Consider the following 15,162-nt stretch of genomic DNA (forward strand, 5'->3'; position numbering starts at 1 on the left):
GGTGAGGCGGGTATTTTTGTGCATGTTCATGTCAGTATTCTCCTGAAATACTGTAAACAACGCTAGGGATTTCTACAAATTCAAGTGAACACAAGGCCGCCGAAGAAGGGAGGGGCTGCGGAACCGATGCACGGTTTCGGCAAAGCCCCATCCGCCCTAAGACAGGGCAAACAGCCGCGCGGCCTTCACCAGCTGCCACACCGCCCAAGCGCAGACGGTCAGGCCGGCAAACAGGCGGACGCGGCGGTTTTGCAGCAGGGATTTCAGTTGTCCGGCAAACCAACCCATGGCCAGCAGGTTCGGCAGGGTGCCGAAGGCGAAGGCCAGCATCATCAGCCCGCCCTGCCATGCGCTGCCGCTGCCCAGCGCGTAGAGCGATGCGCTGTAAACCAGGCCACAGGGCAGCCAGCCCCACAGCAGGCCGACGCCGAAGCAGGCCGGTACGCTTTTAATCGGCAGCAGTCGGTTGAGCAGCGGGTTGAGCCGCTGCCAGACGGGTTTGCCCGCGCCTTCGATGCGGCGTGCCAAGTCGGATAAGCCCGCCAGATACAGGCCGAGCAGCAGCAGTAAGACGTGGGCAGCGGTGAAGAGGACGGTTTGCAGCGTGCGGGTTTGGTCGAGCGAAATACCGAATTGGCCGAGCGCGCCCGCCAAAAGGCCGATGACGGTGTAGCTGGATATCCGGCCGAGGTTGAGCAGCACAATCAGGCGGAAACGGCCGATATGCGGCGGCAGTTGCAGGGCGAAGGCCGACGACAGGCCGCCGCACATGCCGACGCAGTGGCCGCCGCCGAAAAAACCGAGCAGGAAGAGGGTGAGGAAGGAAACGGAATCGGTCATGGGGCAAACAGGATTTTGGCAGTAATCATGAGATAGGGATGCAAGGATGCAGAAATTGGTTCATTATCGCGGCAATTTGGGGCATGGTGCCGTTTTGCGCTTTCCCGGTTCATATCCGCATGAAAAATATGTTGATTTGATGTTGGTTGAATTTCCGGACGGCGACAGGAAATTTGGTTTCGTCGTTTCCACCGGCCATAAGGCGGGGCTGATTTTAGTCAAGCTTCCCAAAGAGGCCGAAGCGGTTGGTTCGGCAGGTATCGACAGGCAGTGGCTGATAGACAACTGGAACGCATGGATATACGAGGCCTGTAAGGTCAGCGATGTTTATGTGGCCGAACATTATCCGGTCCCCGTCCGCGCGAATTGTAAGTGATACGGGCCGTTATCGCCATCAGGGCGACGGCTTGTGCGGGATTTGCCACCGTTTCAATATGCAAAAGGCTGAAAGGCCGTCTGAAAAACGGCGGGACGGGCAATCGGCCGGATGGCGGCATGTTTGGTTTTTGCAGTCGTGCCATTTTTACTCCGGCCAAATAGGGTTTCAGACGGCCTCATCACCTTTCGGTACCAGCCAGCCGGCACCGCGCACGTTTTGAATGTGCTCTTTGCCCAGCTTTTTACGCAGTGCATGGATGAGGAAATCAACTGCGTTACTTTCTACCTCTTCGCCCCAGCCGTAAATTTTGTCTTCCAAATCGGTGCGCGACAAAATCATACCGGGACGCATCAGCAGTGCCTGCAAAACGGCAAATTCCTTGTTGCTCAATATGATGTCGCCTTCCTGTCCGGCCACCTGTACTCTGTGGGTTGCCGGATCGAGGGTGAGCAGGCCGTTGCTCGGCAGGGCTTGGCTTTGCCCGTTGTGCCGCCGCAGAACCGCCCGCATCCTGGCCTGCAGTTCGGCCATGTCGAACGGTTTGACGATATAGTCGTCGGCACCGCCGTCCAGCCCGCCGAGCCTGCTGTGCAGGTCGTCGCGGGCGGTAACGATCAATATCGGCACAGAGCAGCCCGCAGCCCGCAATTCGGCCAAAATCTGCAAACCGTCGCAGCTCGGCAGGCCGAGGTCGAGCAGGATGAGGTCGTAAGGCTGTGCCTGCACCGCCGAGACTACCTGCCCGCCGTTTTTAATCCAATCGACGGCATAACCGCCGTCTTTCAGCCCGCAGGTGGCGGCTTCGGCAATCATGGCATCATCTTCAACCAGTAAAACCCGCATATCAAAGCTCCGTCGGTTGGAATGGAAACGGCGGCAGTATAGTGAAATTGCCGCGATAGATGAAGCGATTATAGTGGATTAAATTTAAACCAGTACGGCGTTGCCTCGCCTTGCCGTACTATCTGTACTGTCTGCGGCTTCGTCGCCTTGTCCTGATTTAAATTTAATCCACTATATTTTTTAAACAGTTCACTGGCAGACCCGCTTTCAGAATAACGGGTTGGCGCATTCCGTACCGACCGCGCCTGCCGCCAAACATGTTTGAGGCCGTCTGAAAAACTGTTTTCCGGTTTTCAGACGGCCTTTCGATGCGCGCTTAAACCTGCACGCAGGACGGCGGATAGCCGTTGGTTTCGACATCGCTGCCGGCCAGGTGCGGGGCGTGGAGGGCGGATGTGGGCAGGTGCGCCAGTTCGGGCAGGTGGCGGCGGATGAAGCGGCCGTCGGGGTCGAGGTTCAGCGATTCGGCAAACGGGTTGTTCAGACGGCCTGCCTGCTGCCAATTGTGGTGATTGACGGCATATTCGTAATCGGTCAGCCATGCGGCAAAACAGGCTTCCCCGTGCGCCGCCGAGATGTTCAGACGGCCTGTGAGGAAATCGGCACACAGGCGGCGCAGGGTGGGATGCAGGCTGCCGCCACCATTGAGGGCGCGCATGGCGGCATCGACTATCGGTACGCCAGTCCGCCCCTCCTGCCAGCGCATCAAGGCTTCGCCGCTCCCGTCCGTCTCCCGAATCATTTTCGGCGGTTGCAGCCAATGCAGTGCCGCCCTGCCTCCTTTCGTGGTCAATTCCAACAGGCCGTCTGAAAACGGCAAGGCGTGGCGGCAGTAGGCGCGGCGCGCCAGCCCGTCCAGCCATGCTGCCCCGTCTTGTCCGCCTGCGCGGATGTCGCGGCACACCTCTCTGACGGACAAGGTGCCGAAGCAGAAGTGGGCGGACAGTTGCGATACGCCTTTTTTAGCCGGGAAGCCGCCGTGCAGCGGATAGTCGGACAGGCGCGGCAGGAAGCCTGCCCACAGCCGCCGTGCCGCCGCTTCCCCGCCTTGTGCGGTCAGCGGTACGGCTTGCACATCGGGCAGGGGCGGCACGTTCCGGCATTCGGCGGGCAGCCGCGTTTGCCGTGCCTGCCAGGCGGCGGCATCGGGCGGCGGTAGTATTTCGGCCTGACGCGCCTGTTGCAGCCAGGCCGTGCGGTAGGCGGCGAAATCGGGCGGCAGGCCGTCCGGCTGCACGGATAAAACGGGCAGGGTATCGTCCGCACGGTATACGGCGGGCAGCCGTTCGTCCGCTGCACGGCGGACGGGCAGCGGGCTGACGAAGGCGGTAAACGGGTAACGCGCCAGCAGGCCGTTTAGCGCATCGGCGGCATTGCCTGTAAAAACGTGCAGCGGGATGCCGAGCGCGGCCAGCCCGCCGCGCAATTCGGCCAATGTCTGCCGCAGGAAAACGCGCTGGCGGGGATTGCAGTCGGGCGGGAAAACAAACGCGCCCACCGTCGGGCGGTCGAGGCCTGCCGCAATGTGCAGGGCGGCGTTGTCGTGCAGGCGCAGGTTGCGGTGGAAATGCAGCAGGGTGAGTTTGGAAGACATAGGGAGGCCGTCTGAAAAGGGAAAAAGGGCTGTCCAATATGCAGACAGGTGGCTGTAAAGGCGGGATGGCCGGAAACGAATCTGCCGGCGTTCCGTTTCAATGCCCGTCCGATGTCAGCTCGAAAAAGCGCAGTACGGTTTGCGGCATCCAGCGCAGGTGGCCGCGGCCGCCGCCTGAAACGAAGGCCGCATGGCCGCCTTGTTCGGGTTGGAGCAGGCAGACCTGCGGCGAAACGTCGTTTGCCGTCGGCAGGAAGCGGGCGGGCAGGAAGGGGTCGTTACGCGCGTTCAGCAGCAGGGTCGGTACGGCGATGTCGCGCAGGTAGGGTTTGGCGGCGGAGCGGCGGTAGTAGTCGTCTTTGTCGGCGAAGCCGTGCAGGGGCGCGGTGTAGGCGTTGTCGAAATCGCCCAGTGTGCGGATGCGGGCATCCGGCAGCGGCGGCACTTTCGGCAGCAGGCTGTTTAAAAAATAGCGGGTGTAGAGCAGGCGCGGCAGGCCGTGTTCGAGTGCGGCGGCCGAGGCGGGAAGGTCCACGGGCGCGGAGACGACGGCTGCGGCCTGCGGGACGGCCGCTTGTCCGGCGCGTCCTTGTTCGCCGAGGTATTTTGCCAGCGCGTTGCCGCCGAGCGAGATGCCGACGGCGTAGATGCGGCGGTAGCGGGCGGCCAGCAGGCCGAGCATGTGGGCGATTTCGCGCGTGTCGCCGCTGTGGTATTTCTTTTCGGCCGGCACGCCGCCGCAGCTGCGGAAATGCGCCACCACGCCGTGCCAGCCGCGTTCGCGCACCGCGTGCATCATTTCGACGGCGTAGTGGCTGCCGCTGCTGCCTTCCAAGCCGTGAAACAGGACGACGAGCGGGGCTTCCGCGTCTGCCGCATCTACGAAGTCGTAAGCCGCCTGTTCGCTGCCGCCGCTGTCGGGCAGCAGTTCGCGGCGGTAGGGCGGAGGAGTGCGCTGCAACAGTTTGGCATACACGGTTTGCAAGTGGCCGCCGGGCAGCCAGAGGGGGCTGTGCAGGGGCGGCAGGTTTGCGGGCAGTTTGCGCTTGTCCATAAGGTCAGGCCGTCTGAAAAACGGCGGGGGTGGGCGTGCCGTCGCGCATCAGCAATACCGCTGCCTGCGCTTCGATGGCTTCCATGCGCCCCAGGTAGCCGAGTTTTTCGTTGGTTTTGCCTTTGATGTTCACGCAGGCCGTCTGAATGCCCAAATCGGCGGCAATGTTGGCGCGCATGGCGGGAATGTGCGGCGCGAGTTTGGGTTTTTGGGCGATGACGGTGGTATCCACGTTCACAACGCGCCAACCTAGAGCCTGCACGCTTTGATACGCTTCGCGCAACAATACGCGGCTGTCGGCATCTTTAAACTCAGCAGCAGTATCGGGGAAATGGCTGCCGATGTCGCCCAAGCCCGCCGCGCCGAGTAAGGCGTCGGTAAGCGCGTGCAACAGCGCGTCGGCATCGGAATGGCCGAGCAGGCCTTTTTCAAACGGGATGTGTACGCCGCCGAGTATCAAATCGCGGCCTTCGACGAGTTGGTGGACATCGTAGCCTTGTCCGATGCGGATGTTCATTTGGTGTTCCTTATTGATGAGGCCGTCTGAAAATGGCGGACGGCAGATAATGTTTCAGACGGCCTTCCGACGGATTACGGCCGCCTGTCGGGGTTTGTATGCACGCTCAGCACTGCGCCGCGCACATTACCGTCCGACAAGGGGGAAATCACGATGCCGTAATCGCGGCACGAATAAACGGCGGTTTCCGAAAATGTGCTTTCGTCCCAACCGGTTTGGGGCAATCCGAAACGTGTGCGTAGATTTTTGAGCAGGGCGGGCCAATCGGTTTCGGCATCCCGGTATTTTAAAGAAATGCCGGTGATTTTGCCGCCCCCGTGCTCAAGGAAGATGTCTGCGATATCCGGTGCAAATGCCGCGCCGCTGTCGGGCGGGAAAAACAAAAAATGCCTGTTCCCCTCGGACATCGGCATGGCTTTAGGAAATCGTTTTTGCAGCGCGGCGGCCGGTTCGCCGAGTTTGATGCCCGCGATGTCGAGCTGCCGCACGGGGACGGCGCATCCGCCTGCAACAGGTGCGGCGGCGGCCGGAAGAAGTTGGAAAACAAGGAATAAAAACATCAATGGCTTGAACATTCTATTTCCTGATGATGGCTATTTAAAGGTTCAGACGGCCTGTAACAGCAATCTGACGATAAATTCGTCCTGCGGCAGCGTCAGCTTCAAATTGCGCATGTCACCTTGTACCAGCAGCGGCTGCACGCCGAGTTTTTCCACCGCCGACGCTTCGTCGGTGATGCCGTCCAAATCTTCTGCCGACAGGGCGCGGTGCAGTAAGGCCGTCTGAAAGAGCTGCGGCGTTTGCGCCTGCCACAATCCGTTGCGGGAAACGGTTTCGCCGATATGGTTTGCGCCGTCGGCGCGTTTGAGCGTGTCGGCGACGGGAACGGCCAAAATGCCGCCGTGCGCGGTTCCGCCCGCCGTTTCAATCAGGCGCGTCAGGGCTTCGGGCGGCAGGCAGCAGCGGGCGGCATCGTGAACCAGGACGTTGTCGGTTCCGTCGGCCAAGCCGCGTTCCAGCAGGGCGGCAATGCCGTTGCGGACGGTTTCGGCGCGGGTTGCGCCGCCGCAGTGCAGCACGGTCAGTTTTTCATCGTTGCAGGCCGTCTGAAAGCGGGTGTCGTCGGGCGACAATACCACTGCCGCGCCGTCTATCAGGGGATGGCTGAGGAAGATGTCCAAAGTATGTTGCAAAACGGTTTTTCCGCCGATTTCGACATATTGTTTGGGTTTGCCCGCGCCGAAACGCGAGCCGGTTCCGGCGGCGGGAATCAGGGCGATGTTGCGGCGTTTCATGCCTGCTCCGTTTTTTCCGCAGTCCAGAGGCATTGCCCGCCGGATGCTTTGTCGAGTTCGGCCAGATATTCGAGGTGGGCGGCGGTTTCTTCGGCATCGGCACGCAGGATTTTCAAGCCGCCGCCGGCCGTCTGAACGGCTATGCCCGTATCGGCGGACTGCGCGGCGGCAGCCGTTTCTTCCGCCCCGACGAGGTCGAATTGTTCGCGCGTCATCGCCAGATAGACTTCGGCCAGCAGTTCGCAGTCGATGAGCGCGCCGTGCAGGACGCGCTTGCTGCGGTCTACATCGAGGCGGCTGCACAATGCATCCAGGCTGGCTTTTTGTCCGGGAAATTTTTCCCGCGCCATGGCCAGGGTGTCGGTTATTTCGCAATCGAGTTCTTCGATGCTCGGCAGCCCCATGCGGGCAAATTCCATATTGAGGAAGCCGACGTCGAAGCGGGCGTTGTGGATAATCAGTTCCGCCCCGCGCAGGAAGTCGGCGATTTGCCGGCCGACCTGCTCGAATTTCGGCGCGTTGCGTTCCTCAAGCTGTTCGAGCGTGATGCCGTGCACCGCCGCCGCTTCTTCGGGGATGTCGCGGTCGGGATGGATGTAGAGGTGCAGGTTGTTCATGGTCAGCTGGCGTTTTTTCATTTCGATGCCGGCAAATTCCAGCATCCGGTCGCCACGGTCGGCATAAAGGCCCGTGGTCTCCGTATCCAAAATAATCTGTCTTTCCCGCGCCATGTTTCAATCCTTTCGTTGGTTCCAATCGGGCAGCCCGCCATTTTAACCTATGGCCGCCGCTTTGGCTGCACGCACGGTCGGAGGCCGTCTGAAAGCGTGGTTTTCAAGGAATTAAGACGGTTTTTATATTCCGAATAAATTTTTTTGAAATTTATTTCTTTTAGTTTCAATCTGATAGCTATAAATTCCTTATTGCTAATAATTATCGTTTGATTTTTCAAAAAAGTTCGGCTAATATACGCCACATCGAAAGCAGACAACAACGCAGCAAGGAGGGGGAAATGTCCGAAACGATGTTCAAACTCTTTGCCTTGGATATTTTACAGCTGCACCGCCAGACCTTTTCTTCTTGGTTGGCCGTGCCCCAGGCGGAGGATGGTGCCGAACCGGCCGTTTTCTGCAGCGTATATGCCCATGTGGACGGTCATTATTACTTTGCCGTACCCGAGCAATGCCCCGCGCTGAACAAGCAAAACGGCATTGTGCTGATTGAAGACGAAGAGGCCGATATCCGCTTGAGCTGGATAGGCCGGACGCGGGAAGTTTCCTGCAAAGAATGTGTTTACCGGGATGCCTGTGCCGCCCTGCGGCGGAGGTGTCGGGAGGCAGAAGGCATCGATTGCAACTGCCGCCTGTTGGAGCTTTGTCCCGAGCAAGGCAGATTAAGTATCAGCGACAAATTTGATTCCGCGTTGTCCCCGCAACTCCTGCAACGCGCCTTATATCCTGCGGCAGAACGCGTCTGTCCGGCTTCGGGATAATGTGAAAGTTTTGGTAGTGGTTTGTGTTCCTTTTGCGCCCCTGGTAACAGGGGCGATTTTTTTGCCGCCTTTTTTCAGACGGCCTTCTTTGGCATAATTGAGGCCGTCTGAAAACATCACGCGATAAACCATGCAACTGCTCAAATATCTGCAAGCCCAAGGATTGGGCAGCCGCAAACAATGCCAATGGCTGATTGATAACGACTGCGTTGCCGTCAACGGCGAAATCCGCAACGACGGCAAAAGCGAAATCGATCCTGCGGAAGTCCGCACCCTGCACATCGACGGCGAAGCCGTTCAAGCCGTTCCCCAGCCTTACTTTTATATCGTATTGAACAAACCTGCCGATTACGAAACCTCGCACAAACCGCGCGATTATCCGAGCGTGTTCAGCCTGTTTCCCGACCACATGCGCAACATCGACATGCAGGCCGTCGGACGCTTGGATGCCGACACCACCGGCGTTTTGCTGATTACGAACGACGGCCAGTTCAACCACCGCATGACCTCGCCCAAATACAAAGCGGCCAAGCTCTACCGCGTCGGCTTGAAACATCCCGCCGACGAAACTTTCTGCCAAAGCCTGAAAAACGGCGTGTTGCTCCATGATGACGATGAAACCGTGCAGGCTGCCGAAGCCGTGCTGGAAAATCCGCACACATTGCTGCTGACGATTACCGAAGGCAAATACCACCAGGTCAAACGCATGGTCGCGGCCGCTGGAAACCGCGTGGAAACGCTGCACCGTCTGAAATTCGGCGAATGGTCTGCCGAGCATCTTGTACCCGGCGAATGGCAATTTATTACAATAAAATAAATTGACTTGAGGAATACCGTTTATTTTATTTATCAACCGTCTGTTTATTTTTTATACGGAAGACAACGGGAGTTAATTACTATTTGTCCCGTCTGACAGACGTTTGCTTCCTAGCAAACATGTGAGTAAGACGTTTTCCCGTAATGTGTTTGGCCATCTATACTTTCCCCTTGGTATAGATGGTATTTTTTTGCCCGGATGTTTCCGCGTCCGCTACAAGGGTATTGATGGCGGCTTTTGACTTTGAGCCGAAATTTGAAATGTGAGGCCGTCTGAAAACCGTCAATCAGGTTTTCAGACGGCCTTTTCCCGCTTAAAACCGTTAAAAAGCAATGGTGCAGGGTTTGCAGATTGGCGCACATAGGTTTTCAAATCCTGATTTAGGCGGCGCATACGGGTTAAAATAAAGTGTAGGGTTGCCCAATTTATTGGAAATTATCGTCGGCTGTCCGGCCGAGGCATGGTAGCGGTACGGTTTTTTATAGTGGATTAAATTTAAACCGGTACAGCGTTGCCCCTCCTTGCCTTACTATTTGTAATGTCTGCGGCTTCGTCGCCTGGTCCTGATTTAAATTTAATCCGTTATATCGGGCGTATGGGAATGGCTGCTTTGTTTTTCAAAGATGAAACTTGGTTTTGAGCCGGTATGCCGATCGGCGAAACTTGAGCATGAAGTGTTGATGGATATGAACTATATCGGACGTTTTGCGCCCAGCCCGACCGGGCGGCTGCACATCGGTTCGCTGCTGACCGCGCTGGCTTCGTATGCGGATGCGCGTGCCGCCGGCGGGCGGTGGCTGCTGCGGATGGAGGATTTGGACCCGCCGCGCGAGATGCCGGGGGCGGCAGACGATATTTTGCACACGCTGGAGGCGTTCGGTTTCGAGTGGGACGGCGCAGTGGAATATCAAAGCCGCCGCCATGATGTGTATGCGGAGGCTTTGGGCCGTCTGAAAGCGGCAGGGCTGGTGTATCCGTGTTATTGCAGCCGCCGCGAATGGCAGGGTGCGGCACGACAAGGTGCGGACGGGTTTGTTTACAACGGCCGCTGCCGCAATCCGGCTTTGAGGCCGTCTGAAAGCGGCCGCCCACCTGCCTGGCGTTTGCGCGTACCGGAAGGGGAAGTGGCATTTGATGATGCGGTGGTGGGGCGTTACGCGCAGGATTTGGCGCGGGACATCGGCGATTTCGTGTTGCTGCGTGCCGACGGTTTTTGGGCGTATCAGCTGGCGGTGGTGGCCGACGATGCGGCGCAGGGTGTAACGCATGTGGTGCGCGGGCAGGATCTGCTGGTTTCCACGCCGCGCCAGATTTGGCTGCAGCATTGCTTGAACGTGCCGACGCCGCAGTATGCCCATTTGCCGCTGCTGGTGAACCGCCACGGGCAGAAGTGGTCGAAGCAGACGCTCGCCCCCGCGCTGGATTTGTCGCGCCGCGAGGCTTTGCTGCGGCAGGTGTCGTCCTATCTGAACCTGCCGCCTGCCCCCGATGTGGACAAGCCTAAGGATTTGTTGGATTGGGCGGCGGCAAATTGGCGGCTGGACAAGGTACCGGGCGGATCGGTGTGCACGGAAGGCGCGGAAACGGATGAGGCCGTCTGAAAACAATGTTTCAACGGTTTTGAAAGCCTGGATTGCGTTTTCAGACGGCCTCTTGCCGGGGCAACGGTTATCCAATCAAACATCCGTATCGTCTGCCAAGCCTTCGGCTGTTTGTTCCGGGTTGAAGCGGACGGATTGCGGGTAGGGGTAGAAATCGTCAAACAAACCTTGTTGCAGCCGCTCTTTTTTGCCCTGCCAGAATTCGGGTGTCAGCAAATCGCGGTGGTGTTTGAGGAAAACCTGCCGTACGTCGGGTTCGCCGAGCAGGAAGGGGGCGAATTCTTCGGGGAATACGTCGCCTTTATGCACGGGATACCATACCTCGCCCGACATTTCCATTTCCGGATTCGGTGCTTCCGGGATTTTGCGGAAATTGCAGTCGGTCATGTATTCGATTTCGTCGTAGTCATAGAAAATTACCCGTCCGAAGCGCGTCATGCCGAAATTTTTGTACAGCATATCGCCGGGAAAGATATTGGCCGATGCGAGTTCTTTCAGCGCGAAGCCGTAGTCGATGACTGCCGCCGCTTTTTCTTCCGGCGAAGCCTTCTGCATAAACAGGTTTAACGGTGTGAGGCGGTATTCGATATAGGCGTGTTTGATGATGACCATATCGTCGGTTTCCTCGATTTGGCTCGGTGCCAAGGTGCGCATTTCGTTGAGGAAGGCTTCGTCGCAACGTACTTTGGGCAGCGGGATGTCGGAAAATTCCAGCGTATCGGCCATCCTGCCGACACGGTCGTGCTTTTTCACCAACAGGTATTTCTGCTGTACATATTCGCGGTCAAAGTCTTTGTTCGGCCCGAAGGTGTCTTTAATCACTTTGAACACATAGGGGAAAGAGGGCAGGGTAAACACGCTCATCACCAAGCCTTTGATGCCGGGCGCGAGGATGAATTTGTCGTCGGAATAGCGCAGGTGCTGCGTGAACTCGCGCCAGAAAATGTTTTTCCCCTGTTTGTGCAGGCCGAGCAGGGTGTAAAAATCGCCGTCCGAGCGCATCGGCAGCATTTCGCGCAGGAAGCGCACATAGCCGCTGGGAACGGGCATATCCACCAAGAAATAGGCGCGGGCGAAAGAGAAGAGTACGGAAATCTGTTTCGGATCAAACAGCGCGGCATCGATTTTCAGACGGCCTTCGGTGTCGTGTACCACCGCCAGTGCAAAGGGATGCCTGCTGCTGCCGTTGATAATCTGCCCGAAGATATAGGCCGATTTGTTGCGGTAAAAAGCCGAATTCAACACTTGAACGTGCAGGTTCAGCTCGCGCGGCGGCCATTCTTTGCCGAAATGTCGGCGCGCCGCACGCAGAATATCAGCCACGTCGGCGGCGGCGTGGGCAAACGGTACCTGCCAGCCGAAATGCCGCAATATCCGTTGCAGGCAGCCGCGCAAACCGGCATTGGCAGGGTAGAAAGTGCAGAACACGGGTGGGTCGGAGTCGATAAATTCCGTGCTGGCGGCCGGTTTGACGAAGATAAAGCGGTTATTGAAATATTCTTTGGCCAACACTTTGGTGGATACGGAATTGAAAAAGGTTTCCGCCAGTTCGGGTTGTTTGTGATCCACCAAGAGGGCGATGTATTCTTTTTTGGCCTCCGCCCACAATTGGTCGGATGAGCCGCCTTCCAGACGTTCGGTCAAAATGCCGGCTGCTTCCGACACGCGGCGGTCGTACATCTGGATGCGGTAGGCCACCAAATCCTGTATGCCTTTCCAGTCGCGCCGTTCAAACAGGGCTTTGGCTTGGGCGGATTTTTCACGGAACAGGCGGTAGTGCTTGTCGAATCCGGCCAACATGGTTTCGGCAATTTCGCGGGCAGACGGGGTGTTTGCCGTTTTTTCCATTGTAGTTTCTCCTTTATAGCTATAGCGGCTTCAGTTTCAAACAGGGCAAGGCGGAAGCGTGCGGGAATGATGTTTTGACGCGCAGAAACGCATCAATCAAGCCGTTCCGTACTGTTTGCGGCAGACTATTCGGCATTAACGCCGTTTAATCCGCCATATATTTGTAGTTTTATGTAACCTTATGTTGCTTTGGATAAAAAAGCAAGCAGGCCGTCTGAAATTTTCAGACGGCCTGCTTGCAGAAATAAGATTGTTTATTATCCGCCGGTACCGGATGCTGATTCGGCTACCGGCCCGTTCGGCGTGATAACCGCTTCGTCGGGCAACGGCAGGGCGGGTAACGGCTGGTCGGCATCGGGTTGGAACCGTACCGCATCGGCTTCGAAAGGTCTGTCCGTGCCCTGTTCTTCCGTTTTGGTACTGCAACCTTTAAACGCCACGACAGCCAATACAGCCGCCAGCAGCAACACTGGCAGGCTTCCGATAATTGACGATTTGCCCGATACGGCAGGCAGTTCATCATCCGATAACTGCAGGGAAGCGGCATGATCCGACAGCTTGTGGGTAACGGCGGATACGGCGGCAACATTGCTGATGCCCAAAGCCGAGAGCAGTCCGCCGTTCAGATTTTCCGCCAGATGGTCGGATTGACCGGCCAGCAATTTCAAAAAGTCGGGCAGGCTGCCGCTACTGCGGCCCAAACGCGACAAAACCAAAGGCAGGGTCATGGCCAGCAGGCGGGCGGCTGCCGATTTGGCAATCCCGCTCTGCCGTGCCAATTCGGCAGCCGCATCGGCGGCGTTACCGTCAAACACGGCAGGCAGCAGACTGTTGCCCAAAGCAATCAAGCGTTCGGATTGTGCCTGAACTTCGTCCGCAGACAGGCCGCTTTCCGCGCCAGCCTGCCGGTAAAGGGCGGCTGCATAATCGGGATTGCCGGCCGTACTCTTCAATACGCCGCCCAAAACGATGGGCGAAACCAATTTTGCCGCCTGCGTGCCCGATTCGGCGTTTTCGCCGGCGGCGGTCAAAAATCGGCTGAGGACGGGGACGAGTTCTTCTTGCAGCAACGGGCCGAAGCGGGTAGTCATGGCGGGTTCCTTGTATTTGTGCATTCAAAATGTTTTCAGACGGCCAGGCCGTCTGAAAAGACGGTTCGGAAGGAGGGTCCGAACCGGGCTCATTGTAGCTTAAAGATAGGGGTTATGCTGTTTTTCGTAGCCGACCGTCGTCATCCTGCCGTGTCCGGTAACGATTTGGGTGTCTTCAGGCAAAGTGAAGATTTTTTCACGGATGTTGCGGATTAAGTCGTCGTGGTTGCTGCGCTCGAAATCGGTGCGCCCCACGCTTTCATAGAAAATCACGTCACCCGCCACCAACAAGTCGGCCTCGGCGCAGTAGAAAACGATATGGCCGGGCGTGTGGCCGGGAATATGCAGCACTTTGAAGGCATATCGGCCGACTTTCAATTCGTCGCCTTCTTCCAGCCAGCGGGTCGGTATAAAGGGTTTGGTTGGCGGGAAATTGTATTGTTTGGTGATTTCGGTGAGGTTCGCCAGCAGGAAGCGGTCGGCTTCGTGCGGGCCCAAAACTTCGATTTTCGGATTGCCCGCCGTCATTTCCGCCACGCCGCCGATATGGTCGAGATGGCCGTGTGTCAGCCAAATCGCCTTAACGTGCAAACCGCGTTTTTCCGCTTCTTCCAACAGGCGCGGAACGTTGCCGCCGACATCGGTAAAAACCGCTTCGTTGGTTTCGTCGTCCCACATCAGTGTGCAGTTCTGGCGGAACAGGGTAACCGCAATAATTTCAACATGTAGCGACATCGTTTTCCTTAAGATATTTATTTTGAATAACCAGCTGTGCCAAGATAATGAATTATATGTGATAATCCCGACCAAACCAATCACTTGGGCAAAACAGTCATGAAAACCCCTATTTTTTGTGTGCTTTTTTCCATAACCGCCTCTGCTTGGGCCGCACCGCCGCTGATGTTGGCGGAAGAATATAGCAACCAAAACGTGCAGGGCTGGGCGGCCAGCGAGAAATTGGACGGCGTACGCGCCTATTGGGACGGCAAAAAGCTGATTAGCCGCCAAGGTTATGCTTTCACGCCGCCGCCGGGGTTTACCTGCAATTTTCCGTCCTATCCGCTGGATGGCGAGCTTTACAGTTCGCGCGGGCAGTTTGAGCGGATTTCCGCCGCCACACGTTCGGCCGACGGAGATTGGGGCGGCATCAAGTTGTACGTTTTCGACTTGCCGAAAGCAGAGGGGAACCTTTATCAAAGGCTGGCCGTATTGGAAGGCCGTCTGAAAAAATATCCGGCGAACATCGTCGTTGTCAAACAAACGCCGGTCAAAAATATTGAGGAAGCGCGTGCGATGATGGAAAAAATCGTGAAGGCGGGCGGAGAGGGCGTGATTTTGCGCGATCCGCAACAGCCGTACCGCGCAGGCCGCAGCAGCGGTTATCTGAAACTGAAACCGCAGCAGGATGCCGAATGTACGGTAACGCGCCATTACGAAGGCAAAGGGAAATATGCGGGCAAACTCGGCGCGGTCGGCTGCCGTAACGAGTTGGGCGAATTCCGTATCGGAAGCGGGTTTAAAGATGCCGAGCGTGCCAACCCGCCGCCGGTCGGCTCGGTCATTACCTACCGTTACCGAGGTTTCACGCAAAAGGGCAAACCCCGTTTCGCCACCTTCCTGCGTATCCGCAAAGACAAATAAAAGACGAATCAAACGTCGGAAAATAAAAGCATCAAGGCCGTCTGAAAACCGGAAAACGGTTTTACAGACGGCCTTTCAATAGACCTCTTGCGAAAGTATCCTGAAGATTTACAATTTCCAAATGAAATACGAAAACCTAATCCAAAGAAG

General features: G+C 57.2%; 16 protein-coding genes and 2 pseudogenes. 5 read left to right on the forward strand and 13 right to left on the reverse strand.

Annotated elements, in window-relative coordinates; genetic code table 11:
- Positions 1-156 precede the first annotated feature (156 nt).
- Entirely contained in the window at positions 157-840 is a 684-nt protein-coding gene (locus tag ACTHSL_RS10725; protein WP_440381394.1) for a sulfite exporter TauE/SafE family protein, read from the reverse strand.
- A 46-nt stretch (positions 841-886) separates the two neighbouring features.
- Here ACTHSL_RS10725 and imm45 point away from each other — a divergent pair, with 46 nt between their 5' ends.
- Positions 887-1,216 carry an Imm45 family immunity protein gene (gene imm45, locus ACTHSL_RS10730; RefSeq protein WP_440381395.1) on the forward strand — a complete coding sequence of 110 codons (330 nt, stop codon included), beginning with the start codon at positions 887-889 and terminating at the stop codon, positions 1,214-1,216.
- Between the two features lie 168 nt (positions 1,217-1,384).
- Here the strand turns inward: imm45 and ACTHSL_RS10735 are convergent, their stop codons facing one another.
- From ACTHSL_RS10735 to dnaQ, 8 genes and pseudogenes are all read right to left on the reverse strand, one after another.
- The gene (locus tag ACTHSL_RS10735; RefSeq protein ID WP_440381396.1) at positions 1,385-2,062 is read right to left on the reverse strand and encodes a response regulator; all 678 of its coding nucleotides are present in this window, start codon (positions 2,060-2,062) and stop codon (positions 1,385-1,387) included.
- Positions 2,063-2,133: 71 nt separating this feature from the next.
- A pseudogene (locus tag ACTHSL_RS10740) lies at positions 2,134-2,244 on the reverse strand (IS5/IS1182 family transposase); the annotation flags it as partial.
- 134 nt (positions 2,245-2,378) lie between these two features.
- Positions 2,379-3,656, reverse strand: coding sequence for an FAD-binding domain-containing protein (locus tag ACTHSL_RS10745; RefSeq protein WP_440381397.1), 1,278 nt, complete (start codon positions 3,654-3,656; stop codon positions 2,379-2,381).
- A 97-nt stretch (positions 3,657-3,753) separates the two neighbouring features.
- Positions 3,754-4,710, reverse strand: coding sequence for a YheT family hydrolase (locus tag ACTHSL_RS10750; RefSeq protein WP_440381398.1), 957 nt, complete (start codon positions 4,708-4,710; stop codon positions 3,754-3,756).
- A 4-nt stretch (positions 4,711-4,714) separates the two neighbouring features.
- Positions 4,715-5,227, reverse strand: a complete 513-nt coding sequence (gene ispF, locus ACTHSL_RS10755) for a 2-C-methyl-D-erythritol 2,4-cyclodiphosphate synthase (protein ID WP_338198159.1) — start codon at positions 5,225-5,227, stop codon at positions 4,715-4,717.
- Positions 5,228-5,301: 74 nt separating this feature from the next.
- Entirely contained in the window at positions 5,302-5,802 is a 501-nt protein-coding gene (locus ACTHSL_RS10760; protein ID WP_440381399.1) for a hypothetical protein, read from the reverse strand.
- A 30-nt stretch (positions 5,803-5,832) separates the two neighbouring features.
- Positions 5,833-6,522: a 2-C-methyl-D-erythritol 4-phosphate cytidylyltransferase gene (gene ispD / locus ACTHSL_RS10765; RefSeq protein WP_440381400.1), complete on the reverse strand. Its 690-nt coding sequence runs from the start codon at positions 6,520-6,522 to the stop codon at positions 5,833-5,835.
- The gene (gene dnaQ, locus ACTHSL_RS10770) at positions 6,519-7,253 is read right to left on the reverse strand and encodes a DNA polymerase III subunit epsilon (RefSeq protein ID WP_049251748.1); all 735 of its coding nucleotides are present in this window, start codon (positions 7,251-7,253) and stop codon (positions 6,519-6,521) included. The genes ispD and dnaQ overlap by 4 nt, the downstream gene beginning before the upstream one ends.
- Positions 7,254-7,534: 281 nt before the next feature.
- Between dnaQ and ACTHSL_RS10775 the strand changes: the two genes are divergently transcribed.
- Positions 7,535-8,014: a hypothetical protein gene (locus ACTHSL_RS10775; protein WP_049251746.1), complete on the forward strand. Its 480-nt coding sequence runs from the start codon at positions 7,535-7,537 to the stop codon at positions 8,012-8,014.
- A 130-nt stretch (positions 8,015-8,144) separates the two neighbouring features.
- Positions 8,145-8,831 (forward strand): pseudouridine synthase, encoded by a 687-nt coding sequence (locus tag ACTHSL_RS10780; RefSeq protein WP_440381401.1) that lies wholly within the window; start codon positions 8,145-8,147, stop codon positions 8,829-8,831.
- A gap of 482 nt (positions 8,832-9,313) precedes the next feature.
- Here the strand turns inward: ACTHSL_RS10780 and ACTHSL_RS10785 are convergent.
- Positions 9,314-9,421, reverse strand: a pseudogene (locus ACTHSL_RS10785) (IS5/IS1182 family transposase); the annotation flags it as partial.
- Between the two features lie 96 nt (positions 9,422-9,517).
- Here ACTHSL_RS10785 and gluQRS point away from each other — a divergent pair.
- A complete protein-coding gene (gluQRS, locus tag ACTHSL_RS10790; protein WP_440381406.1) occupies positions 9,518-10,432 on the forward strand; it encodes a tRNA glutamyl-Q(34) synthetase GluQRS in 915 nt (304 codons plus the stop codon).
- Between the two features lie 75 nt (positions 10,433-10,507).
- On the opposite strand, the gene aceK is transcribed toward gluQRS, so the two are convergent.
- The 3 genes from aceK to ACTHSL_RS10805 all read right to left on the reverse strand — a co-directional run bounded on the left by aceK (position 10,508) and on the right by ACTHSL_RS10805 (position 14,106).
- Positions 10,508-12,280 carry a bifunctional isocitrate dehydrogenase kinase/phosphatase gene (aceK, locus tag ACTHSL_RS10795; RefSeq protein WP_440381402.1) on the reverse strand — a complete coding sequence of 591 codons (1,773 nt, stop codon included), beginning with the start codon at positions 12,278-12,280 and terminating at the stop codon, positions 10,508-10,510.
- A 257-nt stretch (positions 12,281-12,537) separates the two neighbouring features.
- Positions 12,538-13,371 carry a DUF937 domain-containing protein gene (locus ACTHSL_RS10800; protein WP_440381403.1) on the reverse strand — a complete coding sequence of 278 codons (834 nt, stop codon included), beginning with the start codon at positions 13,369-13,371 and terminating at the stop codon, positions 12,538-12,540.
- Between the two features lie 99 nt (positions 13,372-13,470).
- Positions 13,471-14,106, reverse strand: coding sequence for an MBL fold metallo-hydrolase (locus ACTHSL_RS10805; protein WP_440381404.1), 636 nt, complete (start codon positions 14,104-14,106; stop codon positions 13,471-13,473).
- Between the two features lie 99 nt (positions 14,107-14,205).
- On the opposite strand from ACTHSL_RS10805, the gene ACTHSL_RS10810 reads away from it, so the two are divergent.
- On the forward strand, positions 14,206-15,012 hold the full coding sequence (locus ACTHSL_RS10810) for a DNA ligase (protein ID WP_440381405.1): 807 nt from the start codon (positions 14,206-14,208) through the stop codon (positions 15,010-15,012).
- Positions 15,013-15,162: the final 150 nt, after the last annotated feature.

The sequence above is a fragment of the Neisseria sp. P0008.S010 genome (assembly GCF_051962715.1).
Taxonomy (GTDB): domain Bacteria; phylum Pseudomonadota; class Gammaproteobacteria; order Burkholderiales; family Neisseriaceae; genus Neisseria; species Neisseria elongata.

Excerpts from the sequence above, each read along its gene's own strand:
- ACTHSL_RS10725 (WP_440381394.1), bottom strand. The coding sequence starts at position 840 with ATGACCGATTCCGTTTCCTTCCTCACCCTCTTCCTGCTCGGTTTTTTC.
- imm45 (WP_440381395.1), top strand. The coding sequence starts at position 887 with ATGCAGAAATTGGTTCATTATCGCGGCAATTTGGGGCATGGTGCCGTT.
- ACTHSL_RS10735 (WP_440381396.1), bottom strand. The coding sequence starts at position 2,062 with ATGCGGGTTTTACTGGTTGAAGATGATGCCATGATTGCCGAAGCCGCC.
- ACTHSL_RS10745 (WP_440381397.1), bottom strand. The coding sequence starts at position 3,656 with ATGTCTTCCAAACTCACCCTGCTGCATTTCCACCGCAACCTGCGCCTG.
- ACTHSL_RS10750 (WP_440381398.1), bottom strand. The coding sequence starts at position 4,710 with ATGGACAAGCGCAAACTGCCCGCAAACCTGCCGCCCCTGCACAGCCCC.
- ispF (WP_338198159.1), bottom strand. The coding sequence starts at position 5,227 with ATGAACATCCGCATCGGACAAGGCTACGATGTCCACCAACTCGTCGAA.
- ACTHSL_RS10760 (WP_440381399.1), bottom strand. The coding sequence starts at position 5,802 with ATGTTCAAGCCATTGATGTTTTTATTCCTTGTTTTCCAACTTCTTCCG.
- ispD (WP_440381400.1), bottom strand. The coding sequence starts at position 6,522 with ATGAAACGCCGCAACATCGCCCTGATTCCCGCCGCCGGAACCGGCTCG.
- dnaQ (WP_049251748.1), bottom strand. The coding sequence starts at position 7,253 with ATGGCGCGGGAAAGACAGATTATTTTGGATACGGAGACCACGGGCCTT.
- ACTHSL_RS10775 (WP_049251746.1), top strand. The coding sequence starts at position 7,535 with ATGTCCGAAACGATGTTCAAACTCTTTGCCTTGGATATTTTACAGCTG.
- ACTHSL_RS10780 (WP_440381401.1), top strand. The coding sequence starts at position 8,145 with ATGCAACTGCTCAAATATCTGCAAGCCCAAGGATTGGGCAGCCGCAAA.
- gluQRS (WP_440381406.1), top strand. The coding sequence starts at position 9,518 with ATGAACTATATCGGACGTTTTGCGCCCAGCCCGACCGGGCGGCTGCAC.
- aceK (WP_440381402.1), bottom strand. The coding sequence starts at position 12,280 with ATGGAAAAAACGGCAAACACCCCGTCTGCCCGCGAAATTGCCGAAACC.
- ACTHSL_RS10800 (WP_440381403.1), bottom strand. The coding sequence starts at position 13,371 with ATGACTACCCGCTTCGGCCCGTTGCTGCAAGAAGAACTCGTCCCCGTC.
- ACTHSL_RS10805 (WP_440381404.1), bottom strand. The coding sequence starts at position 14,106 with ATGTCGCTACATGTTGAAATTATTGCGGTTACCCTGTTCCGCCAGAAC.
- ACTHSL_RS10810 (WP_440381405.1), top strand. The coding sequence starts at position 14,206 with ATGAAAACCCCTATTTTTTGTGTGCTTTTTTCCATAACCGCCTCTGCT.